We start from the raw sequence: 17,544 nt of genomic DNA, 5'->3' as shown, positions 1-17,544 counted from the left end.
GAGAGAACGGGCATTGCCGGTGTCGAGGGCTGCGGGGAACGGCTCAACCCGCCTAACCGGAATTCAAAAAGCTCCGGCCAGATCGATGATTTGATCTGGCCGGAGCTTTGGAAGATGCGAAGCGCTTATACGAGCTCAGGAATCGGCAGCGAATGGAACCGCGAATCATGGAAGATCTGTGGCGAGTGCTCGGAGGTGCGGTGCCCGTGGACTTCCATCAGGACTACCCAGTGATCCCCCGCTTCGACCTCGTTGTAGATCGAAGTCTCCAGCCACAACGTGGAGTCGTTGACGAAGAGCGCGCCCTGGTCCGAGGAATAGGTATCGATTCCGCGGAACCGGTCGCCATTTTTCGACGCAATCTGAGCGCAGACACCATCATTGCGTTCGCTCAGCACTGAGACGCCAATGCGGCCAGCTTCGCGCAGCTTTGGCCAAGTGTTCGAGGACTTCTGCACGGCGAACATCACCAGTGCAGGTTCGAGGGAAACTCCCACGGTAAACGATGAAGCGACAATTCCGGTCTTCACGCCATCCAGTTCTGCACAGAGGGCGGCTACCCCTGATGGATGCTGAGCGAAAACCTTGCGCAGGGTCAACGGGTCAAGTTCAAGATTCAATGACATGGCTCGATTCCTTTGGGTCTTGCCCACCGCGCAGTAGCCTGCAAGCATTGGCTTCTCGTTACTCGAAGCCGCTTGGGCTGAAGTTCCGCGCCGTGTGCGGTACTTGTTCCAGCACATTTTGCGTGGAACCGAATCCTCACCTGGAGCACCCCACTACCGTTGAGAGGGTTGCCGATCAGCAAGCCAGGGCTTATAGCTGATGCTCTTGATTCTGTTTAAAACGATATGGCTCATGACGAACAGCCGTCAAACATTTCACTTCGCAAATCGCAATATTCGACGCAATATTCGATCCAAGGCCCCGCCAGAAGTCCTTGGGCAGTCTTTTATTCGCCATACGCCGCGCTTCTTGAACGCTTCGGCCCCATGATCGCAGCAGGCTTCCGCCGCTCTTGATTCGGCAGAACACTAACTCCTCCCCTGGGCTCGGGGCCCTGGCGCGAATTCCCTACCGCCCACCGTAATGAAACTTGGTTTCCCGGCATGACGCTGAGGTTCATGCCACTATTGGTCATGGAGTGCATTGAGTCACACTCCTGCTTATTGTTCTCCGTAACCATCGATGACGATTGAGGAATAGCCACACCATGGTAGAGATTCAGGCAAACCATTCAGAATTGACCCCACTGCGTTTCTTGGAACGCACAGCCGAGGCCTATCCGAAGAAGACCGCCGTCATCCATGGAACTCGCAGCTTCTCCTATGAAGAATTCGAAGCACGGGTGCACCGCTTTGCCCAGGCGCTGAAGGCTCGCATTGAGCCGGGCGACCGCGTGGCCGTGCTGGCACCGAATACTCCCGAAATGCTCATGGCGCATTACGCCGTACCGCTGGCAGGCGCAGTCCTCGTTGCCCTGAACACCCGACTCTCGGCCCACGAGCTGCAATACATCATTGATCATTCTGCTGCCAAGCTGATGCTTGCCGACACAGAGCTGCTGGAAAACACGAAGACCCTGCGCCGCGATAACCCAACGCTGGAGGCGCTCATCGAGATCACCGATGACCAGTACGCCGGAGAACGTCCGGACGTGCCCGTGGACGCCACCTTGGACGAGCTAATCGCACAAGCCTCGGATGAAAGACTTCCCTACGCCATCGCCGACGAGCGGGCTCCGATCACTCTCAATTACACTTCGGGCACCACCGGCAAGCCGAAGGGCGTGCTCTACTCGCACCGCGGCAGCTACCTGAACTCGTTGGGCGAAGCGCACCACCAGGGCTTCACGGCCAAGACCCGCTACTTGTGGACCCTGCCGATGTTCCACTGCAACGGCTGGTGCACTCCATGGGCCGTCACCGCAGCGGGAGGAACGCACCTGTGCCTGCGCGGCGTGCGCGAAGATTCCGTTTGGGATGCCATCGAGGATCTTGGAACCACCCACTTGTGCGGCGCTCCGACCGTCTGCTCAATCATCGCCGACTCCACCCGCGCCCACCAGCTCGATGCTCCACTGCGCATCACCACCGCAGGTGCTCCCCCGTCCCCGGCAATCATCTCCAAGCTGCAGAAGCTGGGCATCGAGGTAGTCCATGTATATGGCCTCACCGAGGTATACGGACCGTACACGGTGTGCGAGTACCAGGATGAGTGGGATGCCCTCGATGGCCCGGACCGGGCCGCGAAGCTCGCCCGCCAAGGCGTTGGCATGATTACCGCCGAGTCCGCACGCATTGTTGACGAGAACATGAACGATGTCCCGGCGGATGGACAGACCATGGGCGAAATCGTGCTGCGCGGCAATAACGTCATGATCGGCTACTACCGCGATGAAGCGGCCACTACCCAAGCTTTCCATGGCGGCTGGTTCCACACCGGCGATCTGGGTGTCATGCACCCGGATGGCTACATCCAGGTGCGCGACCGGTCCAAGGACATCATCATTTCCGGCGGCGAGAACATCTCCACCATCGAGGTGGAGCAAGCCCTCGCCTCGCACCCAGAGGTGCTGGACCTGGCCGTCATCGGCATCGCGGACGAGAAATGGGGCGAGCGTCCGGTGGCATATGTCATCCGCGCCAGCGGATCCTCCCTGGACGCGCAAACGCTGATTGAATTCGCCCGCGAAAAGCTTGCCGGTTTCAAGGTGCCGCGCACCATCGTCTTCCCGCAGGATCTGCCGCGCACCTCCACTGGTAAGGTGCAGAAGAATGTCCTGCGCGCCCAAGCGCTCGAAGCCAGCACACCGAACTAGCCTGAGGATCACCAATTGGAAAACACTGCACCGCGGATTCCCAACAAGACCAGCCGCTTCACCGAAAGCATCGGACTGGAATTCGACGAAATCACGGCCACGGAAGTACGCGGCCACGCGCAGCTGGACGAGAACCACCACACCCCTTGGGGCGTGGTGCATGGCGGCGTTTACACCTCGATCATCGAGAGCGCAGGATCAGTGGGCGCCAGCTACGCGGTGGCCGAACGCGGGCAATTCGCCGTGGGCGTGCACAACGCCACCGACTTCCTGCGCCCTTCCACCGGAGCACGGGTTCAGGTAATCGCCACCGCGCTATTCCAAGGGCGCACCCAGCAGCTCTGGGAGGTCATCATCACCGATGAATCCACCGGCAAGCAGCTATCCCGCGGCCAGTTGCGCACCCAGAATGTGGATTTGCCTGAGAATCCGGCCTAGCTGGTTTTCACACCGCGAGCACGGGCGTACGGTAGGTGGCATCTAACGCTCAAGCTCCAGGAGATTCGCCATGAGTGCGACCTATACCTTCGATGTGTTCAGCAGCCTCGATGGCTTCGGCAGCGCCGCCGGCGATTGGGGCGGCTACTGGGGAAAACAGGGGCCAGAGCTGTTAGCCCACCGCCTCGCGCTCTACACTCCGGCTTGCCGCATGGTTTTCGGGGCCAACACCTTCCGTCTCTTCAGCCGCTTCTGGGCAGAAATCGAGGCGAATCCCGAGGTTGAAGACGCGTGGGGTGTGGCCCTGCACGACAAGCCCGCCACCGTCATCTCCACCACCCTGGAAGAGCCGCTGTCCTGGCCAAACCCCACGCTGGAGCGCGCTGATGCACTGGAAGTCGTCGCACAGCTCAAGGAAGCTTCAGATGTGCCGCTGCGCTCCCACGGCTGCTTAGCGATGAACCATTCCCTGCTGGCGGCAGGTCTTGTGGACTTCATCCAGGTGACCATCTTCCCGGTACTGACCGGGCATAGCGGTTCTGCCCCGGTACTTGGCGGGGTCGATGACTACGATCTGGAACTTGTCGAGTCCAAGCTGCTGGACGGACGGATCCAGGAACTGACTTATCGCCCGACGCGCCATCAACCAGCCCATGCATAGCAGCTCGATGAAGCGCATTCTGGGTACCTGCCTAGTGCTCGGCGCAGTGTTCCTCGCCGGATGCTCCGCGCCAACCCCGCCTTCAGCTCCAGCTACCGAATCGCAAGCTGTTCCAGCACCACTGGCCACCGGCTTGGACGCCCCATGGTCCATGGTTTACGCCCAAGACAGCCTGCTGGTCAGCGAACGCGATTCTGGGCGGATCGTGGAGATCTCAGGATCCGGACCAGGCCGCGAAGTGGCTCGGCTCGATGATCTGGTGGCGACCGGAGAAGGCGGACTGCTGGGCTTGGCCTTCCTCTCCCCAGACCAGCTTTTTGCGTATTCCACCGCTGAATCCGGCAACCGCATCCAGCGGTTCACGGTGCAAGGCAGCGCCAGGAATCTTTCACTGTCGGCCCCGCGCACCTTGATTGACGGGTTGCCCTCGGCCAGCATCCACAACGGCGGGCGGTTGGCCATCGGTCAGGACGGGATGCTCTATGCCACCGTGGGCGATGCGGGCAATCCCCAGCAAGCCCAGGACCTGCAGCAGCTGGGCGGAAAGATCCTGCGCATGGCACCTGACGGCAGCGTCCCGGACGACAACCCGTTCGAGAATTCCCTCGTCTACAGCTACGGGCACCGCAATGTGCAGGGCTTGGCGTGGGGTGCTGATGGCACCATGTTCGCCAGCGAGTTCGGGCAGAACACCTTCGACGAGCTGAACATCATCGAAGCCGGGGGAAACTACGGCTGGCCCGAAGCCGAGGGAAAAAGCGGCGGAAATCCGTCGTACACCGATCCGATTGCGCAGTGGTCCCCGTCCGAAGCCAGCCCCAGCGGCATCGCGATCCTCGATGGCACCCTCTACCTGGCGAATCTGCGCGGAGAAGTGCTGCGCGCGGTGGAACTGGACGAGCCGGCCACCGAGCATGAACTGCTCGATGGCCGGCTCGGCCGGCTACGCGACGTGCTAGTGGATCCTGACGGCGCACTGCTGGTGCTGACCAACAATACCGACGGGCGCGGCCAGCCAGGGGCGGGCGATGACCGCATCCTGCGCATCGATCCCCGCCTGGCCGGCGACTAGCTGGCCGGGCGCATGTCTCCGGTCTCCTGGAAGCGCTGGTGCCAGGACAGGGCCTCGCCTAGCAGATGCGGGGTGTGCTTGCCGTAGCTGTCCTTGCACGCACGGTCGAAGTAGTCCTGCAGCATCGGGCGGTACTCCGGGTGGGCGCAGTTATCGATGACCAGCTGCGCACGCTGCTTTGGCGAGTGGCCGCGCAGGTCGGCCAGGCCCTGTTCGGTAATCAGGATCATGGTGTCGTGCTCGGTGTGGTCCACATGCGAAGCAAAAGGAACGATGCCCGAGATCTTGCCGCCCTTGGCGGTCGATGGGGACATGAACACCGACAGGTAGCCGTTGCGGGCGAAGTCGCCCGAGCCGCCGATGCCGTTCATCACGTGCGATCCCAGCACGTTGGTGGAATTCACGTTGCCGTAGATGTCGGCTTCGATCATGCCGTTCAGCGCAATGCAGCCCAGCCGGCGGATGATCTCCGGATGGTTCGAGATTTCCTGGGCGCGCAGCAGGATGCGCTCGCGGTAGTGGTCGACGTTGCGGTTGAATTCCTCGATGCCCTCCGAAGACAGCGAGAAGCTGGTGGCAGAGGCGAACTCGATGGTCCCGTCCTTGATCAGCTCCAGCATTCCGTCCTGGATGACCTCGGTATAGGCGGTCAGGCCCTTGTAGCCGCCACGGGCTAGGCCAGCGAGCACTGCGTTGGCGATATTGCCCACGCCCGACTGCAGCGGGAGCAGCTTCTCGGACAGGCGTCCGGCACGGATCTCGGAATCCAGGAAGGTCAGCAGGTGATCGGCGATCTTCTCGCTGGTCTCGTCCACCGGGGCGAAGGGGCTCAGGCGGTCTGGCGCGTCGGTTTCCACGACGGCGACGATCTTGTTGACGTCGACGTCCATGTACTGCTGGCCGATGCGGTCACGCACGGTTCTCAGGTCGATCGGCTTGCGGTGCGGAGGCAGTGCGGTGCCGTAGTAGACATCGTGCATGCCCTCCATGGCCGCAGATTGCTGGGAATTGACCTCGATGATGATCTTGTCGGCCATCTCCAGCCAGGTCTTGTTGTTGCCCACCGAGCTGGAAGGGATCAAGTCGCCCTCGGCGGTGACGCCGACAACTTCGACGATGGCCAAGTCGATCTTGCCGTAGAAGCCGAACCAGGCGTGCTGGGCGACATGGGACAGGTGGATGTCCATGTATTCCATGTTGCCCTCGTTGATGCGGCGGCGCAGCTCGGGGTCGGACATGTACGGCAGGCGCAGGTTCATGCCTTCGGCCTTGGCCAGCACGCCATCAAGCTCAGGGGCGGTGGAAGCGCCGGTAAGCACGTTGATCTTGAAGTCCTTGCCCGCAGCGTGCTGGCGCTCCATCTGCGCTGCCAGTGCCCCGGGCACGGCCTTCGGGTATCCTGCACCGGTAAAACCGCTCATGGCGACAGTCATGCCTGGCTTAATGAACTCTGCAGCTTGCTCGGCGCTCATCAAGCGATCAGCAAAGGCCCGGTGGTGAATACGTTCGTGCAAAATGCTAAACCAACTCTCTTGGTGGTAAATCAAATCTCTCATTGGGGTCGTTTACGGAAATACACATTCCCCGTCGAACAATTCTTTCCACCTTCGTGAAAAATCGACTTGGAAGGGTACGCATTTCCTGTTCCCAACCCTTTCAGCCTACACTCAGGACAATCGTTCTCGCACCGTTCTAGGAGACCCCATGCGAAAGCCATTTACCTTGCTGACATCCGTTGCCCTGGCACTAAGCCTTGTTTCCTGCGGTAACGGTTCCGCGTCAACGAACGTTGAAAAATCTGAAGATTTGGCAAGCGTGTCGCCTTCACAGCCAGTGATTCCTGGCCAGGGCAACATCAGCACTTCCGGCGTGGATTTCACAACGCTCACGCCAGCCGATCTCAAGCTCACCACGGACATGGACTACGAGTTCCTCTCAAGCAAAGGAGCCAGGGGTACGGTGACGTTCATCGATGCGACGGACCCCAAGGCTGCCGAGGTAGAAGCTTTCCTGAAGAAAGCCGTTGGATACCACCGTGAATACTTGAAGGTTCGGGTCGATAACTCCGAAGGCACCGACGTAGTCTCGATTCCGGAAGTCACCGTTGAAGGAGCAGACGAGCTTGAGTACCCATTCCTCAGCATGAACAGCACACTCAGCGAAGCAATTCCGGTGATGAATTCGGACTACTCCTACACCACCGCTGACGGAATGAAAGAACTCACCGAAGCGGAATACGAACAGCTCACCGAAGAAGGCTATGCGTTAGATGAGAAGCAACGCTTCAACATCAAACCAGGAGGAAAAGGGACTCTCCTCTTCGCCATGGAAATTGACGAAGGTGCTCTGCCTAAAGACATTGCAACCGTCTCAGTACCTGTCCACGGGATCTTCGAAGAAGTGATGGCCAAGAATGGTTTAGTCTCTGAATACAAGGAATGGAAAGCCTTCCAGGAGGCAGGCAAAGAGTGGAAAGCTTACTCAACCGCAGCACCCGAAGGCTAATCTCCAGTTCAAGTTAACTGAAAAAACGCCCGACCATTTTCGTTTCATCACGAAAATGGTCGGGCGGTTTTTTCATGGATTTTATACCGGTAAATATACCGACTCGCAACCAGCTTGCTTACCAGCATCAGGAAACACGCAAGTCACGTGAGGGCCTGCGCTGGTAAGCCGTGCGACTATTCGGCTTCGTGCTTACCGGTGCCCACTTCCTGCAGCTTGTCCGCCACACCGGTCGGTTTCCACAGGCCATAATGCATGGCCACGGCCACCAGGAACGAGCCGAGACCGGTCAAGAGCGCAGTGCCCACGTTGTACACGGTTCCGGCCTGCAGCGCGGCCGCCAACTCGGTGCACAAGCTGATCAGCACCGACAGAGCCGCGAGGAACACGGCCTTGCGGCCCGGGTTGGTCTCGCGCTTGGTCACGAGCCCGACCAGCAGCGGGAAGACCACGGCTGCCAGAAGCGTGAAGATCTGGAATAGCGGGATGTGAAACTCAATCATGGTTAGTCTCCATTGTTGGTGTTGATGTACCGCTGGAATCCGTGAATGGTCCAGCCTTCCGGATCGCCGTCCAGCTTGAGCGGCACACCCTTATTGGTCTTGTTGTAGAAGCCGCGGGCTTTGAGGAAGCGCTGCAGCTCATACCAGAACCAGTAACCGTCGCCGCCATCAACCTTGAGCGGAGTTCCCTTAGGGACCCCGGCGCGGGCATGCTGGGTCACCTTGTAGTAGCCGTTAGCCTGCAGCCACTCCATCGCGTCCTTGATGGTGCGCTGGCGCCACTCGCCATCCCAGCGCTCGTTGTACCGAACGCCGATCTTGACCGCTTCCATCAGGATCTGGAAAGCGCCCACGGTGATCTTGCCGAAATCCTTGTCCAGGATCAGATCTTCATAATCCGTAGGGAAGACCGTGGAGCCGTCAGGCGGGGTCGAGTTCAGCTGCTTCTTCACCGGCTTCGGTTTTGGCTTCGGCTTGGGCTTTGGTTTCGGCTTGGAGGATCCGGCCGGCTTGGTGGCCGGCTTCTGGCCCCGCAATACTGCCTGGGTCTGGGCGCGCATGTTGTCCATGGAGTAGCCGTTGATGTCGATCTTGCGGCCGCGCGGCAACGCATACTCTGAATGACCGCAGACGAACGACGCGTCATCTTCCCCGATGGCGTCCAGGAGAGCCGCGTTCAGCTTCGGGTAGGACTCGCGCTGCTCGTCGGTCCAGTCCGATGGGCCGGCCGCTTCGGCTTCGATACCGAAGAAATGCGTATTGCCGGTGTGGCCCTTCCATGTTCCGTACCCGGCGTGGTTGGCGCGTCCAGCCGCTACGATAACGGCGATGCCGCGACGGTCCAGGTAGACGTTGCACAGCGGACCGGGCAGGCCGGGGCGGCCGTTGGTCACGACTCGCAGGGACGGTCGGGTCTTGGAGTTCTTCGGGCCGGCCGTCCAGTGATCCATCACGCCCTTGGGAGTGAAGCTTGCCGATCCTCGGGTAGACCAGCCCTTCACGTATTCGACCTTGAGTCCGCGTGCTTCGAGCTTCCGAACAAGATTAGTTATGCGAGGCATGGTCAGTTTCCTTCCTCGTCGCCGGCACCAGCAGCGACGGTCTCTGGTTCTTCGTCGGATGCGTGGTCGATCATTCGACCGAAACGCTTGGTGTCCCAGTCGAGCGTCACGTCGTCATCGCTGATATCTGCAGCTGTCACGGCAGTACCGGCAGCTGGATCCTTGATGTCACTCATGAGTGAGGTTTTCCTTTCGGTTATTCGAAAGCCCCGATACCGGTTGGTATCGGGGCATAAAGAAAGCCACCTCGAAGGAGATGGCTTGGAAGGGTTATATGGTGCTCGTGTCCGGATCGTCTTCCGGTCGTTTGGGCGGATCCGGCGGAACGGGCCACGGACCGAGTTCTGCAGCATCCGCCCCGTATTCAATAGCCAGGCGCCGCCAAAGAGAAGCAGCGTCCTGCACTTGAAGACGGAAGTCCCTCTCGAATTGGTGCATGGCTTCGGCGTAGTGGGCACGGGCTACCAAGTTCTTGTTTTGCGTGCGTTCGGTCTTGGTTTTGCCGGATCTCACGCGGCCAATGGCAGCGAATATCTCCCGCAAGGTTGCACCACCGCCGAGAGCAGCGATAAGGGCGAGGATGAACTGTGGCCCGTCCATGGGGCCTCCTACTTACCGGGCTCGTAATCGTATTTTCGAATGGTCGCAAAGCGTCTAGCGAGACTCAAGAGCACGAGAGTCAACGCCAGGATCTGTGGCCATCGATTGCCGGCTGCCGTGAACTGCAGATACATGACCATGCCTAGGTAAAGCATGATCGCAGTCCCGCAGAGATAGATCGCTGGCCGCTCGATGATCCATTTGCCCCCGGGTGTTCCGTAAACCCCTGCCAGTCCGCCCAGCGCAGCGAACAAGCCCCACACGAGCGTGAACGTCGTCCCAGCCGGCGCTTCGATGCTCCGAGGCGGATCCAGAAGGACAACGATGCCCAAAGCCGAAAACACCAGGTATGAAATGGTCTGCAAGGCAGTGATCACACGAGGCTCTTGCAGGCGGAGCCAGAGGACTCCAATCCAAGATTGGCCAGCTCTCATAGCGAGCCTCCTTCAAGACTCGTCACCGCGGCAATCAGCACCGTGTCCGTCACGTTCTCGGTGGACACGGTGCCGTCAATATCGCAACTGATGCCATCTACACAGGCTTGGGTCACTTTGATGCGGTTGCTCATCGTGTCCGGCTTTCCTTCAATCTTGAAAGCAATTTCCAGACGGAATCCCCACATCGCATCGCCACTCAGCGCCCGCTGAATCTTCAGCAGATCGCTGGTGGTCTGCGGACGGGGCGGATCCATGACGGCGGGCGGTGGATCCACTTCTGCCGGCGGCGGATCCGCTTCGGCCGGCGGCGGATCCTCAGTCGAGATGACTGGTTCTACTGGTGTTTCGCTCACGTTCTTTCTCCTTTCCGCAATACGCGGTCACTTGGTGTACTTGATTTCGAGCTTGACTGAAGATCCCTTGGCGTAGCCGTAGTAGGTTAGCCCGGCATTACCGGCGCCTAGACCGATGCCCCGATAGGTGCCGTTCTTGAATCCGTTCCAGTACGACGATGGGATCGACAGGGTCACCGTGCCACCTCGTGGGACTTTCGCCTTCCACGCAGCCTGTGTCATGCTCGGCAGCGTGGTTGGTAGCGAGTTGGCGCCGTGCAGCATGAGCTCTGCCGTTCCTCCGGTGCCGTACCACCAGTGCGGGAAGGTGATCGTGACGCGCATAGAGGTGATCGTCGCGCCCGATAGGGCGGTTGCGATTAGTTCTCCGCGGGAACCGTTGCCAAACACCGCCACCGAGCGCAGCATGCCGGCATAGGGCCCGTCGCCCTGGTACATGCGGTTCTTGCCGTCCGCATAGGTGTATCGGGAACTGCCATCGAAGGAGCGGTATCCGGACGGCGTCCAGGTTTGGACGTAGTTCTCAGTTTCCTTCTCAGGCGGCGCTGGCGGTGCCGGCGCTGTCAGATCCCTGGCCGCGGTGCGGTTGATGCCAGTTTCCGGCGGGGCGAAACCAATATCTTCGACCCACACACGGAAGACGCTACCCGGGTTGAAATTTCCGAAGAGCATCTGGCCGCCCTCGCCGCGGAAAGTGAACAGGTAACGCACTCTACCGGCCGAGCCTAGGTCATAAAATGATCCTCCGATCGGCATGATGATGTCCGCGCTATTGCTATTTCGGACTACGATGCGGTGGATCAACGGGCTGTTCATGGTCGGTCGAGACCCATCACGAGTCTGATAGACGCAGAGCACTCCCGTGACGCCTGGCCGAATGTAGACCGACATCGGGGAGATCTCGATCCTGTATCCGCGACTTGGTAGGTTGTCGTAGGACAGTTCAAGGATCTCGCCCTCGCGGTTAGTCGCGCTGAACTCCCTGGTATCCCTGTACCCTCGAACAACCATGGCTCGTGGAAAGAAATCCAGAAGTCCGCTGCCATAGTCCGTCGAGAACCCTTCCAGGTTCGTGCCGCCCATGATCGGAACTCCAGCCATCGTCGCCTCGCCCTCGATGTTCAAGGACTTGCCAGTGACCCCGCCGTCGGCGTCCAAAGCGGCGAGCGTGTCGCCGGTTGCCGGGTCCGTAACCGCATAGACCGTTCCGCCATTTGCCCGAATCTCAGTGACCGGCTCGCCTCCTTCCGGTCCGTAGGCACGGAATCCGTTGCCGTCCAGCTTGACCCCGATGTCCGGAGCCGTGTGCGACTGGAAAGTGTTGCCGGTGAAGGTGCCGCCTTGGAATTCCTTGCCGACGAACATGTCCGCTTTGACGATGCGTGCTGTCAGGTCTGCGATGAAGCCCTGGTTTGCAGCGAGGTCTTCTACATCGAGCTGCTTGGCTTTTAGCGAGCCGTCGATGATGACTTCTCCACCGAAACGCCGTTTGACCGAAAGCCCAGCAATGCTTACCTGGGCGTTCGTCTCACTTCCCGAGCTGTGGTTGAAGTAGATCGTCGCGATGTAAGCCTGCCGGACTCCCGGCTTAGGAATCATCCGGGCACGCCACTTCGTCCAGGTCGTCGGCACAACTGCCCCTGAAACCGGATACGAGGTGTTGCCGTAGAACAGATCTGAGTCATCGATGCGAGTGCTAGTCATCGCGTGAGCGCCGTTTTGGTCACGGACCTCGATGTATATTCGAGAATTCGGGACGTTCGCTTTCACCCAAACGACAAACTCGTACTCGTCACCAGCCACAACGTCGAAGCGCGAAGCAGTCGAACCCTTGTTTCCCTGCCCCACTGCACTCTTGAACGCGACCGATGCTCCCGGGGGAACATCAACCAGGTCGGGCGTCAGTCCTGCGGCCCAATCAATTGCTTCGTTGTTGTAGCCCAGCCCGGTGGCGATGTAGTTCTGGAAATCTCCAACAGCGAGCATGTTGAAAGTGGCCTTGCGCGACATGACCACGTCTGCCCACAACTTGTTGATCACAGCTTCGGTCATCGTCCCTGTGGTTACATACAAGTTCTTCACATCAACCGTCTGGAATGTTGCAGTTGCAGCAGCGATTTCCAAGGCGTTCAATCGTGCCGTAGCAATGGTTCCGGAAGTGATCTGTCCTGCTTCCAATTCGAGGAAGCGGGCGATCTTGGCAGCGACAGAGTTTGCTTCAACGTGATCTCCGGTGATTGCACCAGTGGCGATCAGTCCTCCGTCTTTGACCCGGTACAAGGACGGCAGGTCCATGCGGACTCCGCCTGGTGCATCCTGGCGAAGATAGATCAGGCAGTAGGCCGCCGTCGCTGGGGCTTTGCCCTTCGCTTCGCGCTTAGTCCAGGACCAAGTCAACGGCTCCGGCGTTGCGGTGGTGGTCGCGATGTACACGCCTGCAGCGGTATACCAGACCAGGCCTACTGCAATCTTCGGCATGATCCCAGAAGGGTAACTGCCTCCGGCTCTCACGTAGAAGCTCGCTTTGAGTTCTTCCCCCGGCTCGACGCTCCAACCGGTAGATCCCATTGGGGCCGAGTATGGCCGCGAACCGATTCGCCACGTGTTGGAAATGGTGGTGATCGTGTCGGGAGCAACCATGTAAAGGTGGTTTCCCTCGGCAACGCCAGCGCCGACTTGGCGCCCGGGGTTTGCGCCGCCGACGGCGTAGCCGCTGATGTGTCCCCACGCTGCTGGATCGCTCGTCGAAAGGTCCCACGGAATCAGGTTCTCGCCCTGTCCAATGACAATTTGGTCAACCAGGATCTTTCGAGCGCGGATCACCTCGGCCCACAGCTTTTCGATCACCGCTTCTGCGACGAAAGCAGTGCCGGCAGTGAGCTTGCCGAGATCCAGATTCGAAATGGCGGAGCTGCTGACCATTCGGACAGCCCACGAAGTGCCTGTCCACTGCCATTCACCGATGACATCGCCAGTTGCGTCCACTTGGCGCCACAAGTCGCCCTTGCTTGTGCCGTTGCCGCTCGGACTCGTGGTGCCGTAGAAGACCGCGTTCTTCGTGCCTGCCATGGTCAGCGCGCTCGTCGCGGTGTCCTGGGCAGAGCCTGCAGCGTTGAGCGCTTCCTGGGCTTTCTGCTGGGCAGTTGCCGCTGCTTCGATGGCGGCCTGGGCTTCGGTAACATCCACAGCTAGGAAATCATCGACGTAGTAGGCGTTGTTTCCCGCTGCGATCCAAGGAGCGAATCGAATGTTCGTGATATCGGCCGTGGTTGGCTTGAAAGTCAGCGTGACTTTCGTGAACTGGGAGGTGCTGATCGAGCTGGGCTCGATACGGCCAACGGTATGCGAGGCGGTTCCGCCGGCAGCAGTCTTCACCTGGAGCACGAAACCCACGCCAAGATTCGGCACTTCGGTGCCGCTGCGTTTGACCCAGTACTCGGCATAGTAAGTTCGCCCGGGGGACGACGGTACCCACTCGGAAGTGGGCCAGATGTTGCCGCCCGGGTTGGGGCCAATCCTCAGAGCCTTCGCGCCTGAACGGGAGTTTCCAGATTCTACAGCCGAGGATGCATCTGTCCGCCAGCCATCCGAACCGGCTTCGAAGTCACCATTGCGGACCAGGTTCTGGCCGCGCGCGATGATCTGATTGATTTGAGTTGTCGCGGTTGACAGGGCCGTGTCCGCGGCGGTCTGCGCCGTCGCGGCAGCAGCCTTGGCTTCAGCGCTCACCTGCTCCGCGCCAGCCACACGGATGAACGCCGTGTCCATTCGCTCATTGAGCTGAGCTCCAGTTTCAGCCAGCCCCGCTTCGGCGACGGCGATCCGCTGGTTCATTGCGGGGAATTCGACGTCACGGAGATTGTCCATGCTGGATTCCAGCCCTGGCAGAACGTTGTCCTTCAGGTCGCCGATAACGCCTTCATTCGCCACGAGCCGAGTTTTGTGGTCTTCCAGTTCATTTGCTGCCTGGTCGAGCTTCTCGCCAATCTTCCCGGTTTCTGTAATCAGACCGCCAGTTACTTCATCGAATCGGATCAATTCGTCTTGGATGTCTACCGGCGATGGGAAGTCTGGGACATCGATCGTGACAGTTTCCGAAAGTGGTGACCACTTTCCGGCTTTCGACACGGCGACGAGACCGAAGGTCCACTCCCCCGGGTCGATCAGCACTACCGCCGCATCTCCAAGTTCACCGGTAATCGTCGCCAGCTGAGTCGCATTGCTCGGGGCGAAGACACTTACCCGGGATGCATGGAGCGAAACATGGGAGAAGTCCATCGGGGACAGGACGTTGTCTGCGAACTTACCCGACCAGCGAGCTTCAACACTGCCTAGGCCGGCGGTGACTGCTGGGGCGGCTGGTTCAGGCGGTACCGGACCGCCCACGGTGTTGGTCGTGTGGGTGCCATCGTGCTGCTCGCCGATGATCTGAACCAGGTTGCCGTCCTTGTCGTACTCCTCGATCCGGCCTGCCTCAATCGAAGAGGTGCCCAGCTGCGGCTTAGCAAGAGCGGTCGCCATGCGCCTTGTTTCAGCAATCTCGTTGATCAGCCAACGGGCATCATTGTCTAGACGGGTCAATTGCTACTCACTTTCAAACTCATGCGCCCCGTAGGGCAATCAATGTCGATGCTCATCACGCGAACCCACTGATCGATCTGCGCCCATCCTGCGTCGCCGGTGAGGTACAGCCAATCCCCGGCGTCGAAAGATCCGTAAGGGCACATGGGATGATCGAGCAGCTCAAGGTCCTCAAAGGTCCAATCTGACGTACGGGCAGCAAGCTCAATCCTCGCCTGGGCTGTAGCCTGTGAAGTCTTGGACAGCTCCTTGCGTTCCACGACTGCGACACGGCGCAACCTGCCCGTGTTGTTCGTTGCGGTGGCTCGCACAGTCGCCCGACCTTCGCCGGCACCAAGAACGACAACTTCAGAGGCGAAGTCGGCTTCATCCAGCGGCGGAGGGGCCGTGACGTTGACGCCTATCTCAAGTCGCAGATCCTCTCGCTTCACTCCAATATCGGGGTACCCGAGTATCAGACGGTGGCTGAGCGCATCATCGCCGTCCCACACAGTTTCTTCCCTGTAGTCGAAAGGAGTCTGTGTGGCCAGGTCTGTCAGCACTGAACCGAGATCCGTGGTCTCCCACCAGTTCAGCGTGTACGGGGCCGCTTCCTGCTCTGATAGATCAGAGACTCTAGACTTCGCCTCGTTGTACGCTTCCTTGGTCGCCCTCGCGTTGGCCTTGGCTACGGCCAGAATGGGCTTTCGATCCTCCCATTCGAAATAGAACTCGATCGCCGCGTCGAACTGCGCCGTCGAGACTTCCACCCACTGGCGGCCATCCCACTTGTGCAACGCGGTGATACCTTCGCTGTTGCCCTTGAACCACAAGTTCTTTTTCGAACGCTTATCTCCCGAAGGGGCTGAAGCTTGCTTGATCAATAGACCGCCAGCCGCCATTCCTGCAGCTTGGAAAGTGCTATCAGCGAAGTACTGCAGCGCTTCCGCTTCAGCCACAGCTTGGTCCGCCAGGGCATCCATCCGGGCTTTCTTGCTGGCCATAACCTCTTTGGCCTTGGTTAGTACGGCCCCCTCCGGTTTACCCAGATAGATCCCGGACTTAGTGGCATCCACCACCACTCCCAGATCCCCGTTGGCTTTGCTCTGGATACGGGCCCAGATCAACCTGACCACGTCCAACGCATCGACTCTCGTGGACGAGTACTCCGAATCAACCCAAGGCATCCCCATTGGATATGAAGTGAAACCGCCCGCCTGAACTTTCAGCCAATCACCCTCGGTATTCAGCCCGTCCACAATCGCGAATATCGGATCCCGGCCCTCCTGCTCGGCTACGATCGCTGAGCCCCATTCCGAAAGCCCTGGCTTCCCCGTGGGAGTCTTCAGCATGCGATACCCCAGGGGAAGCTCCCCGGAGATCCCCTGGGGAGCTGAGAGCGCGTCAGAGACCTTAGCCTTCTGCAACTGCAGGTCACGGTCCACCCACTCTCCATCCGGGACAGTGAGCAGGTGGAATCGCCAATCAGACATGGGAGTCAGTCCCTTCTATGAAGTCGCTCAGGTCGTGGACGGGTCTGCAGCTTCGAGGAACCGAACCTGCAGACTCATGCCGGAAACACCATCGAGCGAGATGGAATTAGTGACGCCGCCAAGCCGCTGCGCTTTAGGGACGAAAAGCTGCTCCGTCCCCCGGTATGCGGCAGGAATATAGACATCGTCAACAACGGTCCAATGCGCACGCGACACATTGTTTGCGGCCGGCGTATCGAACTGGAACTTCTGCGTTGATCGCTCACGTTGGGATGACGCTTGATAAGGCCCGTATTCCACCCAGGCCTGCCCGAATGCGTTGCCGGCCGCGTATCGGACTGATAGCCATTCACAGCGGATCTGAGCACGTGTTGCCCACGTGGGGATGTCGATGCTTTGCGGTCCGCCATTGTTCGGGAAGTACTCGCCCACACTGGTCGGGCTCGCGGTGAGCACTTCAGTATCCGGGGTTGCCATTGCCCTCGGCCGCCACACGTCTTGAGTCCTCGGAATCGCGACATCACGCAGATCGGTGATCATGCCGTTGGTGATCGTCCCCGTCGAAGCCGGGATCGTAATCTTCGCCAGGAGGACCGCCGGATAGGTGAGTCCCAGCTGGCTGATGTTCTTCAAATTCGAAGGCACACTTGCGATGCGTTCCAACCTGGCGTAGTTGAATCCCACAGGATCAGGCGGCGCTGCTCCCTCATACTGAGGATCCAGTACCCGAGCGATGATCGCATCGGTCCGGGAGCCAGTGGAACCCGTGGCAGGAATAGTGATCGATGTGGACGAAGGATTGCGCAGCACATAAGTCTGTTGAGTTCCTCCGGCATAGCGATTGAGAATCAGGGCGGCTCCCGGGCGGACTGAGACTGTTCCGTTCGGAGTTGTCTGAGCCTTCACGGCGAGCGAGGTCGGCTCCACAATGCCTTCGGCGCCCGATGTGGCTGCATAGGCCAGCAAGCGAGCTACTTCGGGGCTGTGCTGGGCACCTCCGCCGACAAACCACGGAGTCAGGTCTAAAGCCATGATGGCCT

Annotated in this window: 16 protein-coding genes and 1 riboswitch; of the genes, 5 read left to right on the top strand and 11 right to left on the bottom strand. The window is 59.7% G+C overall.

Translation table 11 applies throughout. From position 1 onward, the window contains the following. Nucleotides 1–125: 125 nt before the first annotated feature. Nucleotides 126–626, bottom strand: a complete 501-nt coding sequence (locus tag EDF61_RS08695; protein WP_105656581.1) for a flavin reductase family protein — start codon at nt 624–626, stop codon at nt 126–128. A 94-nt stretch (nt 627–720) separates the two neighbouring features. Next, nucleotides 721–837: riboswitch (SAM riboswitch) on the bottom strand. A 376-nt stretch (nt 838–1,213) separates the two neighbouring features. Between EDF61_RS08695 and EDF61_RS08690 the strand changes: the two genes are divergently transcribed. From EDF61_RS08690 to EDF61_RS08675, 4 genes are all read left to right on the top strand, one after another. Further along, complete coding sequence (locus tag EDF61_RS08690) at nt 1,214–2,821, top strand: long-chain-fatty-acid--CoA ligase (RefSeq protein WP_133833831.1); 1,608 nt, start codon at nt 1,214–1,216, stop codon at nt 2,819–2,821. Nucleotides 2,822–2,836: 15 nt separating this feature from the next. Continuing rightward, entirely contained in the window at nt 2,837–3,259 is a 423-nt protein-coding gene (locus tag EDF61_RS08685; protein WP_105656583.1) for a PaaI family thioesterase, read from the top strand. Nucleotides 3,260–3,329: 70 nt separating this feature from the next. Continuing rightward, complete coding sequence (locus EDF61_RS08680; RefSeq protein WP_105656584.1) at nt 3,330–3,920, top strand: dihydrofolate reductase family protein; 591 nt, start codon at nt 3,330–3,332, stop codon at nt 3,918–3,920. Nucleotides 3,921–3,927: 7 nt separating this feature from the next. Beyond that, the gene (locus tag EDF61_RS08675; protein WP_133833973.1) at nt 3,928–4,992 is read left to right on the top strand and encodes a PQQ-dependent sugar dehydrogenase; all 1,065 of its coding nucleotides are present in this window, start codon (nt 3,928–3,930) and stop codon (nt 4,990–4,992) included. Here the strand turns inward: EDF61_RS08675 and scpC are convergent. After that, entirely contained in the window at nt 4,989–6,506 is a 1,518-nt protein-coding gene (scpC, locus tag EDF61_RS08670; RefSeq protein WP_181148790.1) for a succinyl-CoA:acetate CoA-transferase ScpC, read from the bottom strand. The genes EDF61_RS08675 and scpC overlap by 4 nt on opposite strands. Nucleotides 6,507–6,696: 190 nt before the next feature. Between scpC and EDF61_RS08665 the strand changes: the two genes are divergently transcribed. After that, the gene (locus EDF61_RS08665) at nt 6,697–7,497 is read left to right on the top strand and encodes a hypothetical protein (RefSeq protein ID WP_133833830.1); all 801 of its coding nucleotides are present in this window, start codon (nt 6,697–6,699) and stop codon (nt 7,495–7,497) included. Between the two features lie 176 nt (nt 7,498–7,673). On the opposite strand, the gene EDF61_RS08660 is transcribed toward EDF61_RS08665, so the two are convergent. The 9 genes from EDF61_RS08660 to EDF61_RS08625 all read right to left on the bottom strand — a co-directional run bounded on the left by EDF61_RS08660 (nt 7,674) and on the right by EDF61_RS08625 (nt 17,536). Continuing rightward, nucleotides 7,674–8,000, bottom strand: a complete 327-nt coding sequence (locus EDF61_RS08660; RefSeq protein ID WP_133833829.1) for a hypothetical protein — start codon at nt 7,998–8,000, stop codon at nt 7,674–7,676. Nucleotides 8,001–8,002: 2 nt separating this feature from the next. Continuing rightward, nucleotides 8,003–9,061 (bottom strand): peptidoglycan recognition protein family protein, encoded by a 1,059-nt coding sequence (locus EDF61_RS08655; protein WP_133833828.1) that lies wholly within the window; start codon nt 9,059–9,061, stop codon nt 8,003–8,005. 2 nt (nt 9,062–9,063) lie between these two features. Beyond that, nucleotides 9,064–9,237, bottom strand: coding sequence for a hypothetical protein (locus EDF61_RS18775; RefSeq protein ID WP_166650751.1), 174 nt, complete (start codon nt 9,235–9,237; stop codon nt 9,064–9,066). A gap of 94 nt (nt 9,238–9,331) precedes the next feature. Continuing rightward, nucleotides 9,332–9,661 (bottom strand): hypothetical protein, encoded by a 330-nt coding sequence (locus EDF61_RS08650; protein ID WP_133833827.1) that lies wholly within the window; start codon nt 9,659–9,661, stop codon nt 9,332–9,334. 8 nt (nt 9,662–9,669) lie between these two features. Further along, complete coding sequence (locus EDF61_RS08645) at nt 9,670–10,026, bottom strand: hypothetical protein (protein WP_133833826.1); 357 nt, start codon at nt 10,024–10,026, stop codon at nt 9,670–9,672. 65 nt (nt 10,027–10,091) lie between these two features. Further along, the gene (locus EDF61_RS08640) at nt 10,092–10,451 is read right to left on the bottom strand and encodes a hypothetical protein (RefSeq protein ID WP_133833825.1); all 360 of its coding nucleotides are present in this window, start codon (nt 10,449–10,451) and stop codon (nt 10,092–10,094) included. 27 nt (nt 10,452–10,478) lie between these two features. Then, on the bottom strand, nt 10,479–14,972 hold the full coding sequence (locus EDF61_RS08635; RefSeq protein WP_133833824.1) for a carbohydrate binding domain-containing protein: 4,494 nt from the start codon (nt 14,970–14,972) through the stop codon (nt 10,479–10,481). Between the two features lie 56 nt (nt 14,973–15,028). Then, nucleotides 15,029–16,504: a hypothetical protein gene (locus EDF61_RS08630; RefSeq protein ID WP_133833823.1), complete on the bottom strand. Its 1,476-nt coding sequence runs from the start codon at nt 16,502–16,504 to the stop codon at nt 15,029–15,031. Between the two features lie 27 nt (nt 16,505–16,531). Then, nucleotides 16,532–17,536: a hypothetical protein gene (locus EDF61_RS08625; protein ID WP_133833822.1), complete on the bottom strand. Its 1,005-nt coding sequence runs from the start codon at nt 17,534–17,536 to the stop codon at nt 16,532–16,534. Nucleotides 17,537–17,544: the final 8 nt, after the last annotated feature.

The sequence above is a fragment of the Arthrobacter sp. JUb115 genome (assembly GCF_004365035.1).
GTDB lineage: Bacteria > Actinomycetota > Actinomycetes > Actinomycetales > Micrococcaceae > Glutamicibacter.
Note: the sequence above shows the minus strand (reverse complement) of the source record. Positions and strands in the feature narration are given on the sequence as shown.

Bases quoted from the DNA above. Each gene is read 5' to 3' on its own strand.
- EDF61_RS08695 (WP_105656581.1), bottom strand. From the start codon at position 626: ATGTCATTGAATCTTGAACTTGACCCGTTGACCCTGCGCAAGGTTTTC.
- EDF61_RS08690 (WP_133833831.1), top strand. From the start codon at position 1,214: ATGGTAGAGATTCAGGCAAACCATTCAGAATTGACCCCACTGCGTTTC.
- EDF61_RS08680 (WP_105656584.1), top strand. From the start codon at position 3,330: ATGAGTGCGACCTATACCTTCGATGTGTTCAGCAGCCTCGATGGCTTC.
- EDF61_RS08675 (WP_133833973.1), top strand. From the start codon at position 3,928: ATGAAGCGCATTCTGGGTACCTGCCTAGTGCTCGGCGCAGTGTTCCTC.
- EDF61_RS08665 (WP_133833830.1), top strand. From the start codon at position 6,697: ATGCGAAAGCCATTTACCTTGCTGACATCCGTTGCCCTGGCACTAAGC.
- EDF61_RS08660 (WP_133833829.1), bottom strand. From the start codon at position 8,000: ATGATTGAGTTTCACATCCCGCTATTCCAGATCTTCACGCTTCTGGCA.
- EDF61_RS08655 (WP_133833828.1), bottom strand. From the start codon at position 9,061: ATGCCTCGCATAACTAATCTTGTTCGGAAGCTCGAAGCACGCGGACTC.
- EDF61_RS18775 (WP_166650751.1), bottom strand. From the start codon at position 9,237: ATGAGTGACATCAAGGATCCAGCTGCCGGTACTGCCGTGACAGCTGCA.
- EDF61_RS08650 (WP_133833827.1), bottom strand. From the start codon at position 9,661: ATGGACGGGCCACAGTTCATCCTCGCCCTTATCGCTGCTCTCGGCGGT.
- EDF61_RS08635 (WP_133833824.1), bottom strand. From the start codon at position 14,972: ATGGCGACCGCTCTTGCTAAGCCGCAGCTGGGCACCTCTTCGATTGAG.
- EDF61_RS08630 (WP_133833823.1), bottom strand. From the start codon at position 16,504: ATGTCTGATTGGCGATTCCACCTGCTCACTGTCCCGGATGGAGAGTGG.
- EDF61_RS08625 (WP_133833822.1), bottom strand. From the start codon at position 17,536: ATGGCTTTAGACCTGACTCCGTGGTTTGTCGGCGGAGGTGCCCAGCAC.